The organism is Paenibacillus alkalitolerans (assembly GCF_016482785.1).
GTDB classification, from domain to species: domain Bacteria; phylum Bacillota; class Bacilli; order Paenibacillales; family YIM-B00363; genus Paenibacillus_AE; species Paenibacillus_AE alkalitolerans.
This window is the reverse complement of the sequence record NZ_JAEMXM010000004.1, coordinates 182,022-202,814: the sequence shown is the minus strand read 5'-3', so window position 1 is coordinate 202,814 and position 20,793 is coordinate 182,022. Positions and strand designations below refer to the sequence as shown.

Genomic DNA, 20,793 nt, shown 5'->3' with positions numbered 1-20,793 from the left:
TCACCACTTGAACTGACGGCTTTTCAACTCGATCGGGATGCCTGCCGTTACAAGAAACACCCGATCGCTCACATCCGCGATTGTCTGATTCATGCGCCCGCATACGTCCCGGAACTTCCGTCCGAGCGGCGTGGCCGGCACAATCCCGTAGCCCACTTCATTCGTGACGAGCAGGATGTCTCCTTGAAACCGGCGAAGCACTTCCGCCAGCATATCCACCCGCCCCATACAGCGAGTCTCCGCGTCTTCTTCGCACTCCCACTGCAGAAGCATGTTCGACAGCCACAACGTTAAGCAGTCGACCAGCACGACCGTATGGCCGGCGCGATACACGTTATATTCGAAATCCACCGATTCGAGCCGCTCCGGCAGCCGAAACGGCTCCTCCTGCGTTTTCCACCGGAAACCGGATTCCTGCCGTCTGACCCGATGCCGCTCGACCCGGTCTCTCATTTCGTCGTCCCGCGCTTCCGCGGTGGCGATGTAAATGCCGTCCGCACCGAGACGTTCCGCATACCGCTCGGCGAACGAGCTTTTGCCGCTGCGAGCCCCGCCGGTTACCATCACGATCAAGTGGCAACGCTCCCCGCATCCGATTGGCCGGAAACCCCGGCGGATTCGAACGTAGCCATCTCGTTCATGATCCGGACCGCCGATTCGATCAGCGACATGCACAGCACAGCCCCTGTACCTTCGCCAAGCCGCATGTCCAGCCGAAGCGGCGGCGACATGCCCAGTTGTTCCAGCAGCAGCGCATGACCGGGTTCTTGCGACAGGTGCGACGGAAACAAATAGTGCGCGGCATTGGGCGCGATCATCGTCGCGATCAATGCCGCAGCCGTCGAGATGAACCCGTCGATGACAACAGGCAGACGATGCATGCCTGCGCCTAAACAAACTCCCGCCATCCCCGCAATCTCAAGTCCTCCGACCTTCCCTAGTATGTCGAGCGGATCGTTCCGATCCGGCGCGTTGACTTGCAGCGCCTTTCGCACCGCTTCGCGCTTTCTGGCAAGACCGGCGTCGTCGATTCCCGTGCCCCGGCCGACCGACAACTCGGCGGCGGCGCCAGTTGCGGCGGACAAAATAGCGGCCGCCGCCGTCGTATTCCCGATACCCATCTCTCCGACCGCGAGCAAGCGGTACCCTTTGCCTTTCAACATTTCGACCGTATCGATACCCGCTTGAATCGCTTCGACGGCCATCTCAACGCTCATCGCGGGGCCTTTCGTCATGTTGGACGTGCCGCGAACCGTCTTCTTCACCAACAGTCGCGGGTGGTCAACGTCCGCCGCCACACCCATATCGACGCAAAATACATCCGCTCCCGCGCTTCTCGCCAACACGTTAACCGCCGCACCGCCGTTCAAGAAATTGCGAACCATCTGCTCCGTGACCGCTTGCGGGAATGCGCTTACCCCTTCCTCGCACACTCCGTGATCCGCCGCCATGACTATGACCGCCTTCGGGCCGGCAGGGGGCGTAAGCGTGCGGTGAATGCCCGCCATGCGCTCCGCTATGCTTTCCAGCTGCCCTAAACTTCCCTGTGGCTTCGTAAGCGAATTCAAGCGAGCTTTCGCTTGCGCCGTCCACCCGTCGTGAAGCGGCTCGATCGCTGCCGAAATTTCCCTCAATTTCAAGGTTGATCGCCCTCTTCCGCCTGCATTTTATCCCATTATACCCGATAGCGCTTCATTTTTCCGTACTAAATCGCTCTGAGGGATTCAACAAAACTTGCGGCGTTCCTGTCACAGGATGGGGCAATACCGTCGTCCTCGCTCCGTAAACCGGGTCGATCGTTTCCGGCACGATGACATCCTCGGGCTTGCCGATCCTCACAACGCGGCCTCCGTGAATGATCATGATCCGGTTGCAATACTGCGCGGCCAAATTCAAATCGTGAAGCACCGCTATAACCGTCAGATCGGCTTCCTTCTGCCACGACCGGATCGAGTCCATCAGCTGAATTTGGTAGCCGATGTCGAGATAAGTGGTCGGCTCGTCCAGAAGCAGCAGCTTCGGCTGCTGCACCATCACCTTCGCCAGCGCCGTGCGCTGCCGCTCTCCCCCGCTCAAGGATTCGACCGAATGTCCGGCTAACGGCGTCAAACCCAAGCGGGCCATTACCGACTCGATCAACTCCGACTTATCCTCCGGCTCCTCGCCCAACCAATTCTGATAAGGAAACCTTCCCATCTCGACGATTTCACGGACGGAGAAGCCGGTGGGCGGAAGCGCGTCTTGCTGCAGCACTGCAAGCCAGCGGGCGAGCTCCTTCCGCTTGTATGACGCAACGGGCCGCCCATCCACCGCAACGGTGCCGCCGGACGCCGGTTCCAATCCCGATAAGAGACGGAGCAGCGTAGACTTTCCGCTCCCGTTCGGGCCGATGACGCCGAACATCTCGCCGCGCCTCACATCGAACGAAACGTTGTCGAGCACCGCATATCCGCCGTATGACTTGCAGCAGGAAGAAACATGGATCATGAGCCGTTCCCTCCCAACGTCTTCTTATGCTTCAGCAACAAATACCCGAAGAAAGGCGCGCCGAGAAACGCCGTAACGACGCCGAGCGGGATTTCCGTCGGCGAGAGCAGCATGCGTGCCAGCGTATCCGCCCAAACAAGGTAGATGGCTCCTACGATGGCGGACAGCGGAATAATAAGCCGGTAATCCGGCCCGACGACGAGGCGGACAAGGTGCGGCACGATCAGGCCGACAAATCCGATAACCCCCGTCACCGAAACGGCGGCCGCCGTCATCAAGGTGGAAACGGACAATACGATCCATTTCGTCCGTTCCACGTTCACTCCGAGATGGGCGGCGCTTCGCTCCCCAAGCTCAAACAAATTCAGCGTTCTCCCGTATAGCAGCAGCACCGCAAGACCCGCGGCGACATACGGCGCCGTTGCGGCGGAGAACCCCCACCCCCGCAAATGCAAGCTGCCCATAAGCCAAAATACGATTGAGTTCACGACTTCGTCCGAAAGCGACACCATGAACGAAACGGCCGCCCCGAGAAACGCCTGCAAGACGACCCCTGCCAAAATAAGCGTCTCCTTCCGCATGCCGCCTTCCACGCGCGCAATCGAGTATACGGCGAACAGCGTAGCCATGCCGGTGCAAAATGCGACCGCAGGAATCGTCCAATTGCCGAATAAAGCATATTGCAAACCGGTTACTATGAGGAACGCCGCGCCTACCGACGCTCCGGAGGCAACGCCGAGCGTGAACGGGTCCGCCAGCGGGTTGCGCAGAACGCCCTGAAATCCGGCGCCCGACGCCGACAAAGCCGCGCCGATCAAGATTCCGAGCACAATGCGGGGCAGCCGGACTTGAATCACGATTTGTTCCGACGATGACGGCCATTCGGCTCTCACCCAATCCCCGGCCAGAGGAATATTGTGCACCAAAATCGCCCAAACCGTCGCCAGCGGCAGATGTGCGGACCCGATGGAAACGCTGATTACAATAGAGAGAAGGAGGAACAGAATGCCTGCCCCTCCCCAAACCGCCAGTTTACGTCTCATATGTTACTCAAACTTCTCCGGATAAATGGATTTCGCCACTTCCAACAGCCCTTGCGTTACGCGGGGGCCCGGACGGGAAAGCAGGTTGTCGTCGATTCCGAACACCCGCTGCTGCGCGATCGCTTCAACTTTGTCCCAACCGGCTCTCCCTTTAATCGTCGCTTCCAATCCGTCGACATTTTTACCGAATAAAATAACGTCCGGATTGCTTGCAATTATTTTTTCTTCGCTGATTTCATACCAACCGTCCTGATCCGCCACGTTAACGCCGCCGGACAACGTGATCAGTTCGTCCATAAATTCGCCCTTTCCCACCGTCCAGCCCGGGGAGAACTCGATATATACGGTCCGCTTCTCTTCTTCCGGCAATCCGGCCACGGCGTCAAGCACGGTCTGGCGTTCCGACTTCATCTTCTTCACGACTTCCGCGGCTTCCGCATTGCGGTTCGCGATTTGCCCGATTTGTTCGATATGCGCAATGACGTCGTCCAACGTCTTCAGTTCGCTCGCAAACACAGTGAGATCGAGCTCGCGCAGCTGCTCCACCGTCCCGCCGTTAAACGACAGTCCTCCGACCACGAGGTCCGGATTCGCCTCCAAGATCACTTCCGTGTTCGCTTCCATCCCGCCGACCTTCGGTTTCGACTTCGCTTCCTCGGGGTAATCGCTCCAATCGCTCACGCCGACGATTTGATCGCCTAACCCCAACGCGAACAACACCTCCGTCTCGCTCGGCGAAAGCGCAACGATGCGCTCCGGCGCCTTCTCGAACGTAATTTCCAGTCCCGAAGCATCCTTAACGGTGAGCGGATACTTCGTTTCGGCAGCTTCCGCGCCACCCGTTTCCTCTTGCTGAGCCGCCTTCTCCGTCTCCGTTGCCGACTCGTGCCCATCGTGGGACTGCTCTTCCCCGGCACCGGTCACGCCGTCCGATCCGGAATTCGTATTGCCGCCGGAAGCGCACGCCGCCGCTCCGAAAGCCAATAACACCGCTAGGATGACCGTCAACCATTGTTTCAACCATCTGTTCATCTCTGTTTCCCCTCTCTTTGTACCGCTCGTGTGGAGATGGGGCCCGCCCCCTCAAACCTTGACTAACGAAGAAAAAGCCCCCGTTTCCAAAGAAACGGAGGCAGTCAGCTTGTTCGCAGTCAATCCGAAGGACGCAGTCTTGCTTATTTAAGCGTCTTTCCTATTATCTTGAACGAACGGCTGCATCCTTTTCCTCGAAGGATTGATCGTCAGCTTGTCATATGCAGGCAGGTCTCCTGACTCATGGGTTGAAAGTGACGCTCCTCGCCTTCCCATCCGCGTCAAGGCGAACAGTGGCATGATGAGGGCATCCCCATTTACAGTGGCGGGACCGTGCCGGACTTGCACCGGCTTCCCTATTAACCTCTCTCTGCCGGTCAATGCGACCGTGGAGAAAGGACCTGCATACGTTCAGGCAATATTTCGGTCGAGCTTCATCTCATGTAGCTGATTATATGAGAAGCCTTTACCGCTGTCAATTCGGGGTATTGCTTCATGTACTGTTTCAAGCTAACAAGTGGATCATGCGACAATTATCGGCTCGGAACTCGTCGGATAATCCGTCCGAAATGCGGATAGAGTCAAAAATTGCGCCTATTTGTGTGAATAAGTTCAATTTTTGACCCTAACCACTCGGGCAGCAGGCAGTTAGAGTAAATTAAGGTCAAAAAGTGCGCTTATATCGCTGTGATGCCCATAAATACTGGATGCGAATTGCAAATAGGGTCAATTTTTGAGCTAATACCTGCGGGTAGGCTCAATAATTGACCCTATTGTCCATTTCAGGCGGATGTCTGCAAGCAGGACAGGCTTCATTCGGCCTGCGTTTTCCAGTCGACTATCGCTTTCAGTGCTTTCTTCGCAAGCTCCGGGTTCGGAGCGTTCACGGGCACATAAGCGTACGCCGTCTCTCCGTTGTAGCCGCCTAAGCGGAACCAATCCGTTTGATCGACCGGAATGACGTACAAGCCTGTAACCGTCTTTTCCGTTTCGCCTTCCGTGATCGTCATGTCGATGACGCCTTCCGGGTAATCCTCGGGCGAGAACGTATCGTCAAGCGGCAAGAACGCCCCCTGTGTCGCGAAATCTTTTACGGGCTTTTCGTTTAAGATAAACACCCCGTGAGTGGCTACCGCCGTTTCGACGATCAGCTTTTCAATAGAAAAAAGCGGACTCACGATCAGATCGACGGCCTTATCCCCCAGTTGCTTCTCCAGCTCGGCTTCCATCTTTTCGACCGCTTCCATATCGGGCGCCGGCTGCGTCATGACGAAGATCGACACGTCAGCCTCCGGTTCGCCGCAGCCGGTCAACGGGAGCAGCATAGCAGCTGCGAGCAAAACCGTTATCCACCACGTTTTACGCACTGTCTGCCTCTTCTCGTAATGCGTCAATTGCCGCGTATATTTTGCAAAAACGATCCGATCCTCCCCAAAGCTTCCTCCAACTTCGCTACGGACGTTGCATATGAGCAGCGGACGAAGCCTTCGCCGCCGAGCCCGAAGACGTGCCCCGGAACGACGGCGACTTTCCCTTCGCTTAACAGCTGCTGAGCGAACTCGTCCGACGACAATCCCGTGGATGCGATGGAGGGAAACGCATAGAACGCTCCTTGCGGTTCATGGCACCGGAGCCCCAGCTCGCGGAACCCTTTCACCACAAGTCGCCGGCGTTGGTTATACGACTCTATCATCCGGTCCTTCTCTTCCATGCCGTTGCGCAGCGCTTCGATCGCCGCCAGCTGCGCCATATGCGGCGCGCACATGACGGTATATTGGTGAATTTTCAGCATCGCCCCGATAATATCGGCATGTCCGCAAGCGTAACCCAAGCGCCAGCCGGTCATGGCGAACGCTTTGGAAAATCCGCTGACCAAGACGGTGCGGTCCCTCATGCCAGGCATCGACGCAAAGCTGACGTGCTTCAAGCCATATGTCAATTCGGCGTATATTTCATCGGAAATGACGATTAAATCGTGCTTCTCGACCAATCGCGCAATCGGTGTCCAATCTTCCCTCGTCATAATGCCGCCCGTCGGATTGCTCGGATAACTTAGAATAAGAACTTTCGACTTCGGCGTGATCGCCTTTTCCAACATATCGGCGCGCAGCTTGAAGTTGTCTTGCGCGAACGTTTCAATCCCTACCGGCACGCCGCCGCCGATGGCGGTGATCGGAGAGTAGGAAACATAACAAGGCTCGGGGATCAGCACTTCGTCGCCCGGTGAAACAAGCGCCCGAAGCGCCAGATCGATCGCTTCGCTGCCGCCGATCGTTACGATCACTTCGTTCTTCGGCTCATATCGGACTTCGAACCGGTCGAACAAGTACGAGGCGATTTCTTCCCTAAGCTCAGGCAAGCCCGCGTTATGCGTATATGTCGTGCGCCCCTGCTCCAAGCCGTATACGGCCGCCTCTCGCATGCGCCAAGGCGTGACGAAATCCGGCTCTCCGACACCGAGCGATATGATGTCCTTGCTTGCGCTGACCAGATCGAAAAATTTCCGAATCCCGGAAGGCGGTATTTTCTGAACGTAAGGCGTCAAATAACGTTGCATGGGACTCCCCTCTCCCTTCGCCCGTTACGGCGAGATGAGCATGCGGTGATCGCCCTCGTGCTCTTCGAAGATGATCCCGTCCTGCTTATATTTCTTTAGAATGAAAAATGTTTTCGTGGAAAGCACCCGTTCGAGCGTCGACAATTTGTTCGATACGAACGACGCGATTTCGCGCAGGCTCTTGCCTTCGATTTCGACCAACAGATCGTATGCTCCGGACATCAAATACACGCTTTTCACTTCCGGGTACAAGTAAATCCGCTCGGCGATGGCGTCAAACCCGTGGCCGCGCTCAGGCGTGATCTGAACTTCGATTAACGCCGTCACCTTCTCCTGATCCACTTTGCTCCAGTTGACGACCGTCGCGTATTTGACGATGATGTGGTTTTGTTCCATATCGTGAATGGCCTCTGTTACCGCTTCGACGCTGACATCGAGCAATGTCGCGATCAATTCCGGATTTCGGCGCGAATCTTCTTTCAGCAGCTCCAAGATTTTGTACTGCAGCTCTGTCATGTAAACCTCTCCCTACTTGCAACATATTTGATAATATGAAAATTTTATATACCATCCATATTACAGAATCCTTACCCGGTCTGCAAAAGAAAAAAACTGCCTGCCAGCATACCGGCCTGCTTAGACACCGAAAAGACGACCCTTACTCCAAAAATGGAGAATGGGGTCGTCTTTTATCTCGTACCTTGTAGTTGCTCCGTCATGTTCTTATTAAGAGTCGAGGGCAACATTTTGCCCATTAGGCACTCTCGGCCGCAGCAGATAAATTCCGATGGAGAGAACCAGTATGAACGGAATGTCAGTGAGGAATTTGCTGTGATACATATGAGAACCTTCCAAAGCCATTGGTACCATGACTAAGCCGTGAACCAGATTGGCCCACATGGTAAAATCAAGAAATGTCCTATACTTGAGCGGATTGTTGGCTGCCAGGAAGAAGAATACTCCCCACACTAAATAAATCACGAACAACATGGGCGCAACATGACCAGTAACATCATCCCATATGAGCCAGTGGAGCGGCCCTCCCGGATTCAAATGAGGGGTTTGGATGATAAAACCCGCTGAAAGGCTCCCAAATATGAGAAACGTCAAAACTCCATACACACGCAAAAAAGTTTTGAGCCATTTCAACTTCTTTTCTTCGTTCATGTGAATCTCTCCTCGTGTTTAGTCATGAAAACATAAAGAATCGGGATGGTTGATATCGATTCCCGTTTTACGCAAGTGCCGGTACCATCATTTCACTCTCCTGTTCGATAATTTTATAACAATACTGTTCTTGACCGCTGACAAGTGCTATTATGATTCATTAATAATCCGAATAATAGTACCCACTTTAAAGTTATATAGTCACTAATAAGTAATAATTGAATTTGAAAGGAGTTTATCGAACTGAAAACTTATTACACACAACTCGAAAAAACCTTGCAAGTAATTGGCGGAAAATGGAAAAGCCGTGTATTGTATCATATAATCACGGGGCCGCAGCGCACGGGGGAGTTAAAGCGGTTAGTACCGGACATCACTCAAAAAATGCTGGTACAAACGTTAAGAGAATTGGAGAATGACGGTTTAATTATGCGGAAAGTATTCAATCAAGTCCCTCCGAAAGTCGAATATTCACTTACGGAACTCGGGCACTCTCTTGAGCCCGTTTTGGAGGCTCTTTGTCATTGGGGCGGAGATTATATGGAAAAAACGTCCTCGAAAAGCGAAGTTCAAAATTTGGGCACTGAATAACGTGTGAACTCTAAGTGATCGACGGGATCATCCAGGCAACAAAAACAGCCCGCTTCTCGCGAAGGGGCTGTACGATTATTGTTCGACTTACATGTATACCAACAGCTTCTTCATGTTGGACTCCAGATCCCGTTTGGCGTAATCGGAACGCACCGTCGCCGACCATTCCCCGCCGAATTCGGCGTCTTGCGCGCCGACGGCAACCAGCACATCTCCGTCATATGCCGCAACGACCCGGTCCGAGTGCCGCTGCAGCAGGGCGTACCGCTTACCCGCTTCTTCCTGCCCGCTTCCTTCTCCGCACTCATTCACCAATTGAAAAAATAGCTCCGGATCCGGCAACCTTTTCTCAAATGCGATTTTCATGTCCGTTCACCGGCCACCTTTCTGTACCGCGTTTAGCTGTTACTAATAATAATACAGAAAAATGTATATTTATGCAATAGGCGCCGGTCACCAAATATCCATGCTTAAATAGCGTTCCCCCGTGTCCGGAGCGATGCAAAGAACCCGCTTGCCCGGTCCGAGACGTTGAGCGGCCATCAGAGCCGCCCATACGGACGCCCCCGAAGACGGGCCGACCAGCAGCCCTTCCAATCTCGCCAAATCGCGCATCACGGAGAGCGCATCGTCGTCCGACACCTGAACGATTTCATCATACAATTGCGTGTTCAATATTTTCGGAATAAATCCGGGACTCGTCCCTACGAGCTTATGCGGACCGGGCTGGCCGCCGGACAGCACCGGAGAACCTTTCGGTTCCGCCACATAGATGCGAAGTCCGGGCAGACGTTCGCGCAGCGCCTCTCCCGTTCCCGTAATTGTTCCGCCCGTGCCGGCCGTAGCGACGAACGCGTCCAGCTTCCCGTCCATCTGCTCCATAATTTCAACGGCGGTCGTGGCGCGATGAATGTCCGGATTCGCGGCATTTTCAAATTGCTGGGGAATGAAGCTGCCGGGAATGCTTTCCGCGAGCTCCTTCGCTTTGCGTATGGCTCCAGGCATTCGTTCGGCGGCCGGCGTCAATACGACTTCCGCACCGTAAGCTTTCAGGATATTGATTCGTTCCTTGCTCATATTGTCGGGCATGACGAGAATGGCGCGGTACCCTTTGGCCGCCGCGTTCATCGCGAGACCGATGCCGGTATTGCCGCTCGTAGGCTCAATAATCGTGGCGCCGGGACGAAGACGGCCGTCCTTCTCCGCTTGCGCGATCAAATTAAAAGCCGCACGGTCTTTGACGCTGCGGCTCGGATTGTAAAACTCCAGCTTGACATACACATCGGCGCATGCCGGACCGGCAAGCCGTTGGAGCAAGACGGCGGGCGTATCTCCGATCAGCTGAGTTATGTTATCGGCCATCTTTCTTCGAGCCATGAAAGGACCACCTCTCTAACCGCACTTCATGCATATTTTAGCGAATGCGGGAAGGGTCCGCAACGAGCAGCCGGCGCATAAACAGCCAAGACAGTATGGGAGAGCAGCCGATAAACAGCATGAAGCCGACGAGGACGGCCGGTTTCGTCGAGAACGATACGACCGCGATGAACATAATCGTTCCGGCGATTCTGCCGATATTGAGCGCCGTCTCCCTTAGGACCACGTATTCCACCCGATGCCGGGCGCTTTCCATGTTGGTTCCGATCAGATCGAAAACGGTTGACGTGATAGGAATCGAATACAGAGGATAGAAGAGCGAAACCGTAATGCCGAAGATGAGAAGCGTCGTGAAATTTATGTTCCAAAAGAACGGCAAGATCACGCCCGTCATCGCCAACGCCCCTATGAGCATGGAGACGCTTCTTCTGCGGGGCTTTATGAACTTGCCCGCCAAGTAATACGCTCCAAGGGACACCGCCGATGTGATTAATGAATAGTTTCCCAGAAGAAGCTCGTTTTTCGTCGCGATGTATACCAGTAGGCCGATCAGAAACACGAATACCCCTTCTCTTAGGCCTTGAGCAAGCAGCGCCGGAAACGCGAACCGCCACTCGTTGCCATGCTGCCTCAGCTGCTGCAAGCCGTATAACCATTCGTAATGCTTCTGAGCCGGTCTGCGCCGCAAGAAAAAGCTTGCAATAGCTCCGATAACAAAAATAGCCAACGAGATCGAGAAAATCAACCGGTACCCGGCCGTATCGTCCATGCGCGTAATAAGAAAACCGGATACCCACGGAGCGACCATTCCGGCGCCCGACCCTAGCAGTCCTTGCCATCCGTTGAATTCGTCGCGGTTGTCGCGGCTCGTCACTTCAAAGTAAATGATATTGAAAGCCAGCCAAAAAAACGCCGAAAACAGCCCCTGAACTCCGCCCAGCAATATGACCCATTCCGCGGCTTTCTTTCCGAACCAAAGAACGAGCAAATAAAAGACCGCCGCCAGAACGACTCCCAGACGCAGCGAATTCATCTTGTTATGCTCTTTGACCCATTTGCCCGCAAGCCAAAACGTGACCGCCATAACAATTTGATTGGATAAGGCGAAATAGCCGATCATCGCGTAATCCTGTTTCGCTTTCCATAAATACACGTTCACGAAAGCACCCGACAGCGCGTTGGCTGTTGCAAACAGAGCATTTACGAGGAGAAGCAGCCTATTTTGCCGGTCCAGGCTGCCTGCTTTGTGCTCTTTCGCATCCGGCATGGTTCGTGTCTCCTTTTTCCGCGTTTTCACGTAACACACTTTAACGTTCCCAAATGCGGAAAACGTAAAACACCTCGGAAAAAAGAGGAACCGTGGCTCCTCCTACGGCCGGCGGGCTTTTCGCCCGGCCAGCGTTCGGATGGTGCGCATGCGGTCCTCTTCGCTCAAACGATATTGAAATGTGAAGCAGTGGGAGCAAACGAACACGTCGGTACGGTACGGAGGCGTTAGAAACGGCACCGACCCGGCGGACGGAATATTCGGCGCGAGCTCCCGCTCCGTTACCGTCTGCTTGCCCGCCAACACCATATATTCCTGGCATAGCGGGCATTCCGGCACATCATCTTGTTCGTCCAGAACATCCTGCACCGCGTTCGCGTACTTGTTCCATTCGCCGTCCGAGTCGTCCTCGAACATGTCCCCCCGCTCGTTGCGTTTCACCGGAATCGACAGCGTCCGGTATTCCCCCAATTCGTTGTAGCAATGCGGGCAATTCGATTCCGGCCCGAATTCGTCGTCCCAGACGATTTCCATCTGGCACCAAGGGCATATTTGCGTCATGGTATACTTCCTTTCGTCGTCTACATCGCGTAATTAACGAAATAATAAATGCCTGCCGCAAGAAACATAAGCGCGATCGCCATGAGCGATCCCCATAAATATTTCATGCATACCTCCGCAAAAAGAATTACAATAAGAGTTACAAAAGCCGCTGTAACGGGAAGTGTTCCCGTTGCACGCACCGCGTAATGGAGGGATTATCGATGCGGGTATTCGTGACGGGCGCAGCCGGGTTTGTCGGTTCCGGCATCTTGGCCGGACTGTTGAGTAAAGATTATCACGTAACGTGCTTGGTTCGCAAAAAACCGCCTGTTGCCGGATCTTATGCCTCTAACGGCAGCGTCCGGTTTGTGGAAGGCAATCTGCTGCAGCCTGAAACGTACATATCCATGCTTGCCGAATGCGACGCCGTCATTCATCTTGTCGGAATAATCCGCGAGAACCAGGGTAAAGGCGTCACTTTCGAACGGGTACACACCGAAGGAACGAAGGCGATCGTAAACGCGTGCGTTCAGTCGGGCTATGCGGCCGCCGGCAAGCGGTTTATTCATATGAGCGCGTTGGGAGCGCGCCTTGAGACATCTTCCGGGTATTTCCGCACGAAGTGGGAAGCCGAACAATTAGTGCGGGCAAGCGGTATCCCGCACGTCATATTTCGCCCTTCCGTCATCTTCGGGCCTGGAGACGGATTTGTGAACATGCTCGCCGACCTCGTAAAGCTGCCTGTGACTCCGGTGATCGGCCACGGCAAATACCGTCTCCAGCCCGTATCTTTACGAACGGTCTCCGATGTGTTCGTGAAGGCGCTCACCCATCACGAGGTGAACGCCGCATTCGACATTGGGGGACCGGAGCAAATCAGTTATAACGACATACTGCGGGAAATCGGCCGGGCGATGAACCGCGGCGTCCGGCTCGCGCACGTGCCGCTTTCGCTCATGAAACCGGCGGTGTCGCTGTTCGAACGGTTCCCCTTCTTCCCGATCACCGGCACACAGCTGTCGATGCTTCTTGAGGAGAACATTTGCCGGGACGGGACTCCGTTCTACGACGTGTTTAAAACAGCGCCGATTCCGTTATCCGAAGGGATCCGGGAATACATCCGTCCGTCCGTGAAAATCACTTAAGCTCCGCCACGGTGACGCCGGTCCCGCCCTCGCCGTAATTGCCGAGGCGGTGAGCTTTGACATGCTTATGCCGTCGAAGGAAATCCTGGATTCCGGTGCGGAGCACCCCGGTTCCCTTGCCGTGAATGATATACACTTGCCCCAAATTGCTCATGATCGCTTCGTCCAAGAAGCGGTCCACCTCGATGAGCGCTTCCTCCAGGTTGGAGCCGCGCAAATCGAGCTCCGTGCGCACATTGTCGTCTCTCGTTCGCTTAACGGTCGGTCCCGCGGCGGCCGTCTTCTTCCGGTCCGCGGCGACGGGCTCCAAATCGTCGAGAGCGACTTTCATCTTGATAATGCCCAGTTGGACGATGGCGCCGTCCGCTTGTTTTTCAACGACGTGGCCTTTCTGTCCGAGCGAGAGCACACGCACTTCGTCCCCGGCCGAGACGGCCGCGGGCGAGGCCGTTCGAACGGCCGGCGCAGGCTTCTTCTTCAGCTTCGGAGCCGCCTCCTCCAGCTTGCGCTTTGCCTCGATCAGCTTGTGCTCTTTGATCGAAGCGCCTTCTTCAAGCGCCTGCCTGCGCAAATCGGCGATGATCGATTCCGCTTCGCGCCGCGCTTTCGCAATCGCTTCCGCGGCCTCCCGCTCCGCTTCCTCAAACAGCTTGGTCCGGCGTTCCTCCAGCTTCTTGCGCTCGTCCGCCAGCTCCTTGCGGATCTCTTCCGACTCTTGCCGCAGCCGCTCCGCCTCCGCACGTTCGCGCTCCGCCGCCAACCGGTGTTCTTCCAGCTTGGAGATCATTGCCTCGACGCGTTGGTCTTCCTCCGCGACTTCGCTGCGAGCCTCGTCAATGATGCGCTTGGACAGCCCGAGCCGTTCGGCGATGGCGAACGCGTTGCTTCGTCCCGGCACGCCGACAAGCAGCCGGTACGTCGGGCGCAGCGTCTCCACGTTGAACTCCATGCTTGCGTTCACGACGACGGGGCGGTCATAGGCGTATGCTTTCAACTCGCTGTAGTGCGTCGTCGCTACGAGACGGCAGCCCATCTCCCGTATATGTTCCAAGATCGCGATCGCAAGCGCAGAGCCTTCCGCCGGATCGGTACCTGCCCCTACCTCGTCAAGAAGCACGAGGCTGCGCGGCGTCATTCGCTTCAATATGGAGATAATGTTCGTCATATGGCTGGAAAACGTGCTCAAATTTTGTTCGATGCTTTGCTCGTCGCCGATGTCGGCAAACACCGCGTCGAACACGCAGCATTCGCTGCCGTCTTCCGCCGGAACGAACAATCCGCTTAATGCCATCAAACTCAACAAGCCGACCGTTTTTAACGTGACCGTTTTGCCCCCTGTGTTCGGTCCGGTCACAATAATGGCGGAGTAACCGGCGCCGAGTTCTACGTCAAGCGGCACGACGTCCTCCAACGGGATAAGCGGATGCCGGCCTTTGCGAATGCGTAAATACCCTTTGTCGTTCACCGCCGGCAAGCTGGCTTTCATGGATCGGGCAAGCCTCGCCTTCGCAAACATAAAATCGATTTGGCCCAACAGGTCCACGTTGATGCCAAGGGCCTCGGCTTCGCCGGCGACGGCTGCGGTCAGCTTTTGCAAAATCCGCTCGATTTCCCGCTCCTCTTGAATTTTCAGCTCCCGCAGCCTATTGTTTAACGTTACGACAGCCTCCGGCTCAATGAATAATGTAGCTCCCGAAGAAGACTGATCGTGCACGATTCCACCGAATGCTCCTCTGTATTCTTGCTTTACCGGGATGACGAACCGGTCGTTGCGCATCGTCACGATAGCATCCTGCAGCATCTTCTGGGCGGATGAGCTGCGTACGATCGATTCCAGCTTCTCGCGCACGCGCGCTTCCCCCGTCCGCAGCTCGCGCCGGATGCGCAGCAGGTCGTCGCTGGCCGTATCCACAACAACGCCGTTGTCGTCGATACAGCGCCGGATTTGATCCTCGACCTCCCTCAGCTCTTGAACCGCGTCGCATAGCGCTCCGAGAATAGGCGCTTCATGCTTCTCCCGGAACGAATCGACGAAACGCTTCACCCTTCTTCCGCCCAACACCGTATTGGCGATATCGAGCAGTTCCGAAGCGTTCAACGTCCCGCCGATGACGGACCGCTTTAATGAGGCCCGAATATCCGAAACGCCTCCCAGCGGAGCTTGTCCCTTCATGCGGTCGATCGTCACCGCCTCGTCGGTTCCCAGCAGCCTGTGCCGGACTTCCGCCAAATCGCCGCTCGGACGCAGCCCTTCCGCGAACGCTTTGCCGATCGACGTAGCGGCATGCTGCGCCAATGTATTTAAAATTTTATGATATTCCAGCTTTTCCAGTAACTTTTCGTCCAAGGCTTATGCGCCTCCCCTCAACAAAGTATTATATCCGAACGCAAACAGAGCAACAAACCCCCGAAGCAATCGAAGCTTGTCAGTCATTCTCATTCATATCGGTTTAGGCGCCGGGAATACTAAGATCGCACCGAAACGTGAAAGTGTCAGCCAAACCAAGAACTGAGAAGGAGTGTCAGCTATGCGCTTTCTAGGCCACGTGGTCAGATTCGTCGTCTCCGCACTCGTCTTGTTGTTAGTCGGCGCGCTCGTTCCGCAGTTTGCGGTCGGAGGTTTTTGGAGCGCATTGTTCCTAGCGCTTGTGATCGCTGTCTTCGGCTGGATCATCGAGGGAATTTTCGGAGCCCGAATCACTCCGTTCGGGCGCGGAATCGTCGGTTTTCTGGTAAGCGCGCTGGTCATTTATTTCGCGCAGTTCATCGTTGGAGGCGTCCGGGTGACGTTCATCGGAGCGATTCTCGCGGCGCTCGTCATCGGACTTATCGACCTGTTTCTTCCTGTGGCTACGCCGTTTAACCGCGGTGAACGACACAGGGAAAGGTAAGAGTTGAACGTGAGGTGCAAAAAATAATCAGACCGGCAGCTTGATCGCCGGCTGGTTATTTTTCTTCATGCGTTCAACATGTTGTCACACTTTCAACACCCTCCGGACACTGACATTTCCGCATGTATGCGGTATGATTGATGCATGCGGTTAAGAGGAAATTCGGAGGGGGAATAACGGATGAAAAAGCTTTTAATGCTGCTTCTTGCGGTTACCTTGGTCGGCGCATTGACTGCTTGCGGCGGCGGACAACCGTCTTCCGGCGAAGCGGCCGAGGATACGGCTGCAGCCGAAGGCGAAGGCGCGGAAGGATCCGGCGCAACGGTTGACGTAAATGTAACGGCGACGGACTTCAAATTTGACCAGCCGGAATACCGCGTCAAAGCCGGCGATACGGTAAACTTAACTTTTGCATCGAGCCAAGGCAATCACGGGTTGAAAATAAACGGTCTGGAGATCGAATTGGCGGACGGACAAAGCTCGACGTTCACTCCGGACAAAGGCGAATATGAGCTTGAGTGCAGCATTATGTGCGGCACGGGCCATAAAGACATGGTCGCTAAATTGATTGTCGAATAAGACAGAGACCGACAAACACGTCACCCGATGAATTTCGGGCGGCGTTTTTTTTGCGGTTATGAATCTCATCAAAACTTCTGATAAGTAAAACAAGCCGAATCCTCTGGCGGGTGGGCTGCGTTTTTGCTATAGTGAGAAAAACCAAGTTTGGAGGTAGGAATTATGGGCGGACTATATGGTGGCAAAACGGTACTCGTTACAGGTGGCGGCAGCGGTTTGGGACGGGCGATCGCAATTTCTTTTCTGCGCGACGGAGCAAAAGTTGCGATTTGCGGCCGGGCGCTGGAGCCGCTGCAGGAGACTATAGCGCTTGCGGGAGCGGATGTTGCCGGGAACGCGTTGGCAGTGGAAGCGGATGTTTCGAGCCCGCAGCAGGTGAGGCGATTCGTGGACGAGTCGATGAACAGGTTCCGTCGCGTTGACGTCATGATCAACAACGCCGCGGTGTTTGAAGCGGCCTCTCTCTTGCAAACGGATCTGGATGCGTGGAACGAACAGCTTGCGGTCAACGCGACCGGACCTCTGCTAATGATGCAGTCGGTCATTCCGATCATGCGCGCGCAGCGCGGCGGGACGATCGTGAACGTCACCTCGAGCATGGCCGCGAACGGATCGGGCGGCTTCGCCGCATACGGCGCCAGTAAAGCGGCACTGGAGTCGTTGAGCCGCACGGCGGCGGACGAAGAAAGCGAACACGGCATCAAGGTGGCGCTGTTTAATCCGGGAGCGATTAGTACCGGCATGCACGCCACAGGAGAAGACCCGGCAACCGTCATTCCGAAATTGCTGGCGTTGATTTAACCCGGCGGTATTTAAGCATCGTCACTGCGTCTCCGATTGAGTCAACTGAATCCATTCGTTGAATTCGTTCTGCAGCTTCAAATACTCTTCCTGCAATTTATTGTACTTCTCAAGAAGCGTTGCGTCGTCCGGCGACAGCTCGGAAGGCGCGGTAACGACAACTTGCGGCTGCTCTTCCGCCGGCTCCTTCGTATCCGCCGGCCCTCGGTTTGCGGCCCCGAGGGAAGCGGCGGCTTCTTCACGGGCGGCCGCGGCTTCGAGGACAAGCCGCTCGCGATCCTTGGCCAGCTCCTCGTATTTGATTTCCCATTCCATGACACGCTCGGCCCATGCGGCGCTTGCCAATTCGTTCTCTCGGGCGAGCCTGGCCAACTCCTCTTCAAGCTTGGCTGCGCGCTCTTCAAGACGCAGGCATTCGGCGCTTTTCGTGCGCTCCTTCTCTTCCGAAAGCTCGAACGCTTTGCGCAGCTCTTCGATATGTTGTTTCGTTTGCGCGCGTTCCGCCTCCACTTGGTCCAACTGCTGGCGGAGCTGATAATAGTCGTCAGCCATATGCACGAGCGCCAAGATCGCGACCTTCTGAGTATCCAGCCGCGGATTGCTCTTGGCGATCGCATTCATATGCTCATTGACGTACGTCGAAATTTGCTTCATATATTTTTCGCTGAAGCTGCCAACCATCTTATAACTGTTTCCGAATATGTCCACCGTAAGGCGCACTTTGTCTTCGCCGTTCATAGACGCAGCTCCTTAGATTTTTTTCGACAAAAAAACCGGCCTATCGTCATACTTCGTTAGTATTCGATAAGGCCGGTTGCCTTTCCTGCTTTGTTCAGACAATATTCATTTTTTTCTTATGCTTACTTTCGAAGCTCGGCGCCGTGACGTTCGGTCAGCGCATCGGTTACGCGGCCGTGCACTTCCGCCACTTCTTCGTCGGTCATCGTTCGCTCCGCATGGCGGTATACGAGGGCCAGCGCCACACTCTTCTTTCCAGCGCCGAGACGCTCGCCGGTATACACGTCGAATACGCGAACGGACTCAAGGTAGTCCGAAGACGCCGAGCGAATCGTCTCGATGAGCGCGCCCGCCGGAACGTCAGTCCCGACGACGACCGCGATATCCCTGGAAGCGGCCGGATATTTCGGCAGCGGAACGTAAACGCCCGCGTCTCCCGCTGCCTCGACCAGCGCGGCGAAATCAAGCTCGAATGCGTACGTGTCGCCGAGCTCCCATTGAGCTTGCAGCTCGGGATGCAGTTGGCCGATTCGGCCGAGCTTGATCCGCGCATGATCGCGCGTCGCGTACAGCTCTGCGGTGCGCCCCGGATGAAAGCCTGCCGGTGCGGCCGGCACGTACTCGACCTCGCCGATGCCGAGACGCGACGTCAATTTCTCCAAGATCCCCTTGAGATCGTAGAAGTCCGCCGCGCGGCTTTTGCCGATCCAGTGCGCTTCGCTGATCGAGCCGGTCATTATTGCGGACACCGTCTTCCGCTCTTCCGGGAGCGTCGTAAGATTGTCTTCGTCGGTAAGGAACACGCTGCCGATCTCGAACAAGGCGACATCGTCGACGTTGCGGTTGCGGTTGTGCACCGCCGATTCCGCCAGGTTCGGCAGCAGACAAGTGCGCAGCACGGCGCGCTCTTCGCTCATCGGCATCGACAGCCGGACCGTGCCGCTGCTTCCGAACAAACCGGGAAGCTGATTGACCCGGTCCGTATGCGTCAGCGAATACGTCACCGCTTCGTGGAGGCCGGACTGGGTAAGCACTGTACGAATTTCCCGCGCGATTCGCTGCGGTCTCGTTAAAGAACCCGGGGTCGTCTCCCCGCGAACGAGCGTCGTCGGGATATTGTCGTAGCCGTAAAGACGGGCGATTTCCTCAATCAGATCGACATCGCGCGTAATGTCGCCGCGGCGAAGCGGCACATGCACCTCGAACGAAGCGCCCGAGCTCTCGACTCCGAACCCGAGGCGGGCAAATATCGTCTTCACTTCGAGCGTCGTTAATTGCGTGCCTAAATAATCGTTGATCCGGTCCAACGAAAGTGCGATACGCTGCGGTTCGGCTTTGCGCGCCTCGGCTTCCGCCCTTCCTTCCGCCGCAAGCCCGCCCGCGTAACGGCAAATGAGCGCCGTCGCGCGTTCAAGCGCCGGGATGACACCCTCCGGATTCACTTCCTTCTCGAAGCGAAGGCTTGCTTCGGAACGAAGGCCGAGCTCCCGCGAAGTGCGCCGCACCGCGCCGCCGGAGAAATGTGCCGCTTCCAAAAGAATACGTGTCGTAGACGGCGAAACCTCCGAATTCGCGCCGCCCATAACGCCTGCGATACCGACCGGCTTTTCCCCGTCGGTGATCAGGAGCATGTGCGGCTGCAGTTCACGGTCGCTGCCGTCCAGCGTCGTAAGACGCTCGCCTTCTCTTGCGAGCCTTACCTCAATCGTCTTGCCGCCGCCCGCGAGCGTGTCCGCATCGTATGCATGAAGCGGCTGACCGTATTCAAGCATCACAAAGTTGGTAATATCGACAACGTTGTTGATCGGACGGATCCCAGCAGCCATCAGCCGGTTTTGGATCCAAAGCGGCGAAGGGCCGATCGTCGCATTCTCGATCAAACGCGCCCCGAAATACCGGCAATGGTCCGGCGCATGAATAGCAACCCGGACGTAATCGGAAACCGGCTTATCGGACACGGCTTGGCCCGCCGTTACATCCGGCGGCTTCACGGGACTTCCGACCAAAGCGCCGACCTCGTAGGCAACGCCGATCATGCTAAGGCAGTCTGACCGGTTCGGCGTCAGATCGAGCTCCAGCACCTCGTCGTCAATGCCGAGCACCTTCAACGCGTCGGCGCCGATCTCCGTATCCGCCGGCAATACGAGGATGCCTTCTTGAATTTCCTTCGGCAGCAGCTTATCGTTCAAGCCGAGCTCCTTCGCGGAGCAAATCATGCCTTGCGACTCAACGCCGCGCAGCTTCGCTCTCTTGATATGCAGATCGCCCGGAAGGTTTGCGCCGACAAGCGCCACCGGCACCTTCTGGCCCTCGTCGACGTTTTTCGCTCCGCAAACGATTTGCAGCATTTCTCCCGTGCCGACGTCTACCTTACATACGCTCAGTTTGTCCGCATCCGGATGCTTCTCCCTCGATACGACGTGTCCGACGACTACCTTCTCCACGCCTTTATTCCGCGACTCCACGCCATCCACTTCAATGCCGCCGCGCGTCAACAATTCCGCAAGCTCCTTGGCGGAAACGTTGTTTACGTCCACATATTCCGATAACCATCTATAAGAAACGTTCATGCGTT

At 55.8% G+C, this 20,793-nt stretch carries 21 protein-coding genes and 1 riboswitch; of the genes, 5 read left to right on the top strand and 16 right to left on the bottom strand.

Going from position 1 to position 20,793, the window contains the following annotated elements; genetic code table 11:
• The 9 genes from cobU to JET16_RS09520 all read right to left on the bottom strand — a co-directional run bounded on the left by cobU (position 1) and on the right by JET16_RS09520 (position 8,286).
• Positions 1-573, bottom strand: a complete 573-nt coding sequence (gene cobU / locus JET16_RS09560) for a bifunctional adenosylcobinamide kinase/adenosylcobinamide-phosphate guanylyltransferase (protein WP_199615613.1) — start codon at positions 571-573, stop codon at positions 1-3.
• The gene (cobT, locus tag JET16_RS09555; protein WP_199615612.1) at positions 570-1,640 is read right to left on the bottom strand and encodes a nicotinate-nucleotide--dimethylbenzimidazole phosphoribosyltransferase; all 1,071 of its coding nucleotides are present in this window, start codon (positions 1,638-1,640) and stop codon (positions 570-572) included. Before cobT ends, cobU begins: the two co-directional genes overlap by 4 nt.
• A 52-nt stretch (positions 1,641-1,692) precedes the next feature.
• Positions 1,693-2,487 carry an ABC transporter ATP-binding protein gene (locus tag JET16_RS09550; protein ID WP_199615611.1) on the bottom strand — a complete coding sequence of 265 codons (795 nt, stop codon included), beginning with the start codon at positions 2,485-2,487 and terminating at the stop codon, positions 1,693-1,695.
• The gene (locus JET16_RS09545) at positions 2,484-3,530 is read right to left on the bottom strand and encodes a FecCD family ABC transporter permease (RefSeq protein ID WP_199615610.1); all 1,047 of its coding nucleotides are present in this window, start codon (positions 3,528-3,530) and stop codon (positions 2,484-2,486) included. The genes JET16_RS09550 and JET16_RS09545 overlap by 4 nt, the downstream gene beginning before the upstream one ends.
• 3 nt (positions 3,531-3,533) lie before the next feature.
• Complete coding sequence (locus JET16_RS09540) at positions 3,534-4,562, bottom strand: ABC transporter substrate-binding protein (protein WP_199615609.1); 1,029 nt, start codon at positions 4,560-4,562, stop codon at positions 3,534-3,536.
• A gap of 209 nt (positions 4,563-4,771) precedes the next feature.
• Positions 4,772-4,982: riboswitch (cobalamin riboswitch) on the bottom strand.
• A gap of 392 nt (positions 4,983-5,374) precedes the next feature.
• Positions 5,375-5,929 (bottom strand): hypothetical protein, encoded by a 555-nt coding sequence (locus JET16_RS09535; RefSeq protein WP_199615608.1) that lies wholly within the window; start codon positions 5,927-5,929, stop codon positions 5,375-5,377.
• 23 nt (positions 5,930-5,952) lie between these two features.
• On the bottom strand, positions 5,953-7,119 hold the full coding sequence (locus JET16_RS09530) for an aminotransferase class I/II-fold pyridoxal phosphate-dependent enzyme (protein WP_199615607.1): 1,167 nt from the start codon (positions 7,117-7,119) through the stop codon (positions 5,953-5,955).
• A 24-nt stretch (positions 7,120-7,143) separates the two neighbouring features.
• The gene (locus JET16_RS09525; protein WP_199615606.1) at positions 7,144-7,635 is read right to left on the bottom strand and encodes an Lrp/AsnC family transcriptional regulator; all 492 of its coding nucleotides are present in this window, start codon (positions 7,633-7,635) and stop codon (positions 7,144-7,146) included.
• A 210-nt stretch (positions 7,636-7,845) separates the two neighbouring features.
• Entirely contained in the window at positions 7,846-8,286 is a 441-nt protein-coding gene (locus JET16_RS09520; RefSeq protein WP_199615605.1) for a hypothetical protein, read from the bottom strand.
• 243 nt (positions 8,287-8,529) lie between these two features.
• On the opposite strand from JET16_RS09520, the gene JET16_RS09515 reads away from it, so the two are divergent.
• Entirely contained in the window at positions 8,530-8,877 is a 348-nt protein-coding gene (locus JET16_RS09515) for a winged helix-turn-helix transcriptional regulator (protein WP_199615742.1), read from the top strand.
• An 87-nt stretch (positions 8,878-8,964) separates the two neighbouring features.
• Here the strand turns inward: JET16_RS09515 and JET16_RS09510 are convergent, their stop codons facing one another.
• The 4 genes from JET16_RS09510 to JET16_RS09495 form a co-directional block, all read right to left on the bottom strand.
• Entirely contained in the window at positions 8,965-9,243 is a 279-nt protein-coding gene (locus tag JET16_RS09510) for a hypothetical protein (RefSeq protein ID WP_199615604.1), read from the bottom strand.
• An 87-nt stretch (positions 9,244-9,330) separates the two neighbouring features.
• Positions 9,331-10,254: a cysteine synthase A gene (cysK, locus tag JET16_RS09505; protein ID WP_199615603.1), complete on the bottom strand. Its 924-nt coding sequence runs from the start codon at positions 10,252-10,254 to the stop codon at positions 9,331-9,333.
• A gap of 37 nt (positions 10,255-10,291) precedes the next feature.
• The gene (locus tag JET16_RS09500; protein ID WP_199615602.1) at positions 10,292-11,521 is read right to left on the bottom strand and encodes an MFS transporter; all 1,230 of its coding nucleotides are present in this window, start codon (positions 11,519-11,521) and stop codon (positions 10,292-10,294) included.
• Between the two features lie 102 nt (positions 11,522-11,623).
• The gene (locus tag JET16_RS09495; protein WP_199615601.1) at positions 11,624-12,082 is read right to left on the bottom strand and encodes a hypothetical protein; all 459 of its coding nucleotides are present in this window, start codon (positions 12,080-12,082) and stop codon (positions 11,624-11,626) included.
• A 203-nt stretch (positions 12,083-12,285) separates the two neighbouring features.
• Between JET16_RS09495 and JET16_RS09490 the strand changes: the two genes are divergently transcribed.
• A complete protein-coding gene (locus JET16_RS09490; RefSeq protein ID WP_199615600.1) occupies positions 12,286-13,209 on the top strand; it encodes an NAD-dependent epimerase/dehydratase family protein in 924 nt (307 codons plus the stop codon).
• Here JET16_RS09490 and JET16_RS09485 read toward each other — a convergent pair.
• Complete coding sequence (locus JET16_RS09485; RefSeq protein ID WP_199615599.1) at positions 13,202-15,556, bottom strand: endonuclease MutS2; 2,355 nt, start codon at positions 15,554-15,556, stop codon at positions 13,202-13,204. The genes JET16_RS09490 and JET16_RS09485 overlap by 8 nt on opposite strands.
• 181 nt (positions 15,557-15,737) lie before the next feature.
• Between JET16_RS09485 and JET16_RS09480 the strand changes: the two genes are divergently transcribed.
• From JET16_RS09480 to JET16_RS09470, 3 genes are all read left to right on the top strand, one after another.
• A complete protein-coding gene (locus tag JET16_RS09480; protein WP_199615598.1) occupies positions 15,738-16,100 on the top strand; it encodes a phage holin family protein in 363 nt (120 codons plus the stop codon).
• A gap of 180 nt (positions 16,101-16,280) precedes the next feature.
• Complete coding sequence (locus JET16_RS09475) at positions 16,281-16,679, top strand: cupredoxin domain-containing protein (RefSeq protein ID WP_199615597.1); 399 nt, start codon at positions 16,281-16,283, stop codon at positions 16,677-16,679.
• 162 nt (positions 16,680-16,841) lie between these two features.
• The gene (locus JET16_RS09470) at positions 16,842-17,480 is read left to right on the top strand and encodes an SDR family NAD(P)-dependent oxidoreductase (RefSeq protein WP_199615596.1); all 639 of its coding nucleotides are present in this window, start codon (positions 16,842-16,844) and stop codon (positions 17,478-17,480) included.
• Positions 17,481-17,501: 21 nt separating this feature from the next.
• Here JET16_RS09470 and zapA read toward each other — a convergent pair whose 3' ends face one another.
• Both zapA and pheT read right to left on the bottom strand, forming a co-directional pair.
• Entirely contained in the window at positions 17,502-18,218 is a 717-nt protein-coding gene (gene zapA / locus JET16_RS09465; protein WP_199615595.1) for a cell division protein ZapA, read from the bottom strand.
• A 122-nt stretch (positions 18,219-18,340) separates the two neighbouring features.
• Complete coding sequence (gene pheT, locus JET16_RS09460) at positions 18,341-20,788, bottom strand: phenylalanine--tRNA ligase subunit beta (protein ID WP_199615594.1); 2,448 nt, start codon at positions 20,786-20,788, stop codon at positions 18,341-18,343.
• Positions 20,789-20,793 lie beyond the last annotated feature (5 nt).

Excerpts from the sequence above, each read along its gene's own strand:
- JET16_RS09520 (WP_199615605.1), bottom strand. The coding sequence starts at position 8,286 with ATGAACGAAGAAAAGAAGTTGAAATGGCTCAAAACTTTTTTGCGTGTG.
- JET16_RS09480 (WP_199615598.1), top strand. The coding sequence starts at position 15,738 with ATGCGCTTTCTAGGCCACGTGGTCAGATTCGTCGTCTCCGCACTCGTC.
- JET16_RS09490 (WP_199615600.1), top strand. The coding sequence starts at position 12,286 with ATGCGGGTATTCGTGACGGGCGCAGCCGGGTTTGTCGGTTCCGGCATC.
- cysK (WP_199615603.1), bottom strand. The coding sequence starts at position 10,254 with ATGGCTCGAAGAAAGATGGCCGATAACATAACTCAGCTGATCGGAGAT.
- JET16_RS09500 (WP_199615602.1), bottom strand. The coding sequence starts at position 11,521 with ATGCCGGATGCGAAAGAGCACAAAGCAGGCAGCCTGGACCGGCAAAAT.
- JET16_RS09495 (WP_199615601.1), bottom strand. The coding sequence starts at position 12,082 with ATGACGCAAATATGCCCTTGGTGCCAGATGGAAATCGTCTGGGACGAC.
- JET16_RS09550 (WP_199615611.1), bottom strand. The coding sequence starts at position 2,487 with ATGATCCATGTTTCTTCCTGCTGCAAGTCATACGGCGGATATGCGGTG.
- pheT (WP_199615594.1), bottom strand. The coding sequence starts at position 20,788 with ATGAACGTTTCTTATAGATGGTTATCGGAATATGTGGACGTAAACAAC.
- JET16_RS09545 (WP_199615610.1), bottom strand. The coding sequence starts at position 3,530 with ATGAGACGTAAACTGGCGGTTTGGGGAGGGGCAGGCATTCTGTTCCTC.
- JET16_RS09475 (WP_199615597.1), top strand. The coding sequence starts at position 16,281 with ATGAAAAAGCTTTTAATGCTGCTTCTTGCGGTTACCTTGGTCGGCGCA.
- JET16_RS09530 (WP_199615607.1), bottom strand. The coding sequence starts at position 7,119 with ATGCAACGTTATTTGACGCCTTACGTTCAGAAAATACCGCCTTCCGGG.
- zapA (WP_199615595.1), bottom strand. The coding sequence starts at position 18,218 with ATGAACGGCGAAGACAAAGTGCGCCTTACGGTGGACATATTCGGAAAC.
- JET16_RS09540 (WP_199615609.1), bottom strand. The coding sequence starts at position 4,562 with ATGAACAGATGGTTGAAACAATGGTTGACGGTCATCCTAGCGGTGTTA.
- JET16_RS09510 (WP_199615604.1), bottom strand. The coding sequence starts at position 9,243 with ATGAAAATCGCATTTGAGAAAAGGTTGCCGGATCCGGAGCTATTTTTT.
- JET16_RS09470 (WP_199615596.1), top strand. The coding sequence starts at position 16,842 with ATGGGCGGACTATATGGTGGCAAAACGGTACTCGTTACAGGTGGCGGC.
- JET16_RS09525 (WP_199615606.1), bottom strand. The coding sequence starts at position 7,635 with ATGACAGAGCTGCAGTACAAAATCTTGGAGCTGCTGAAAGAAGATTCG.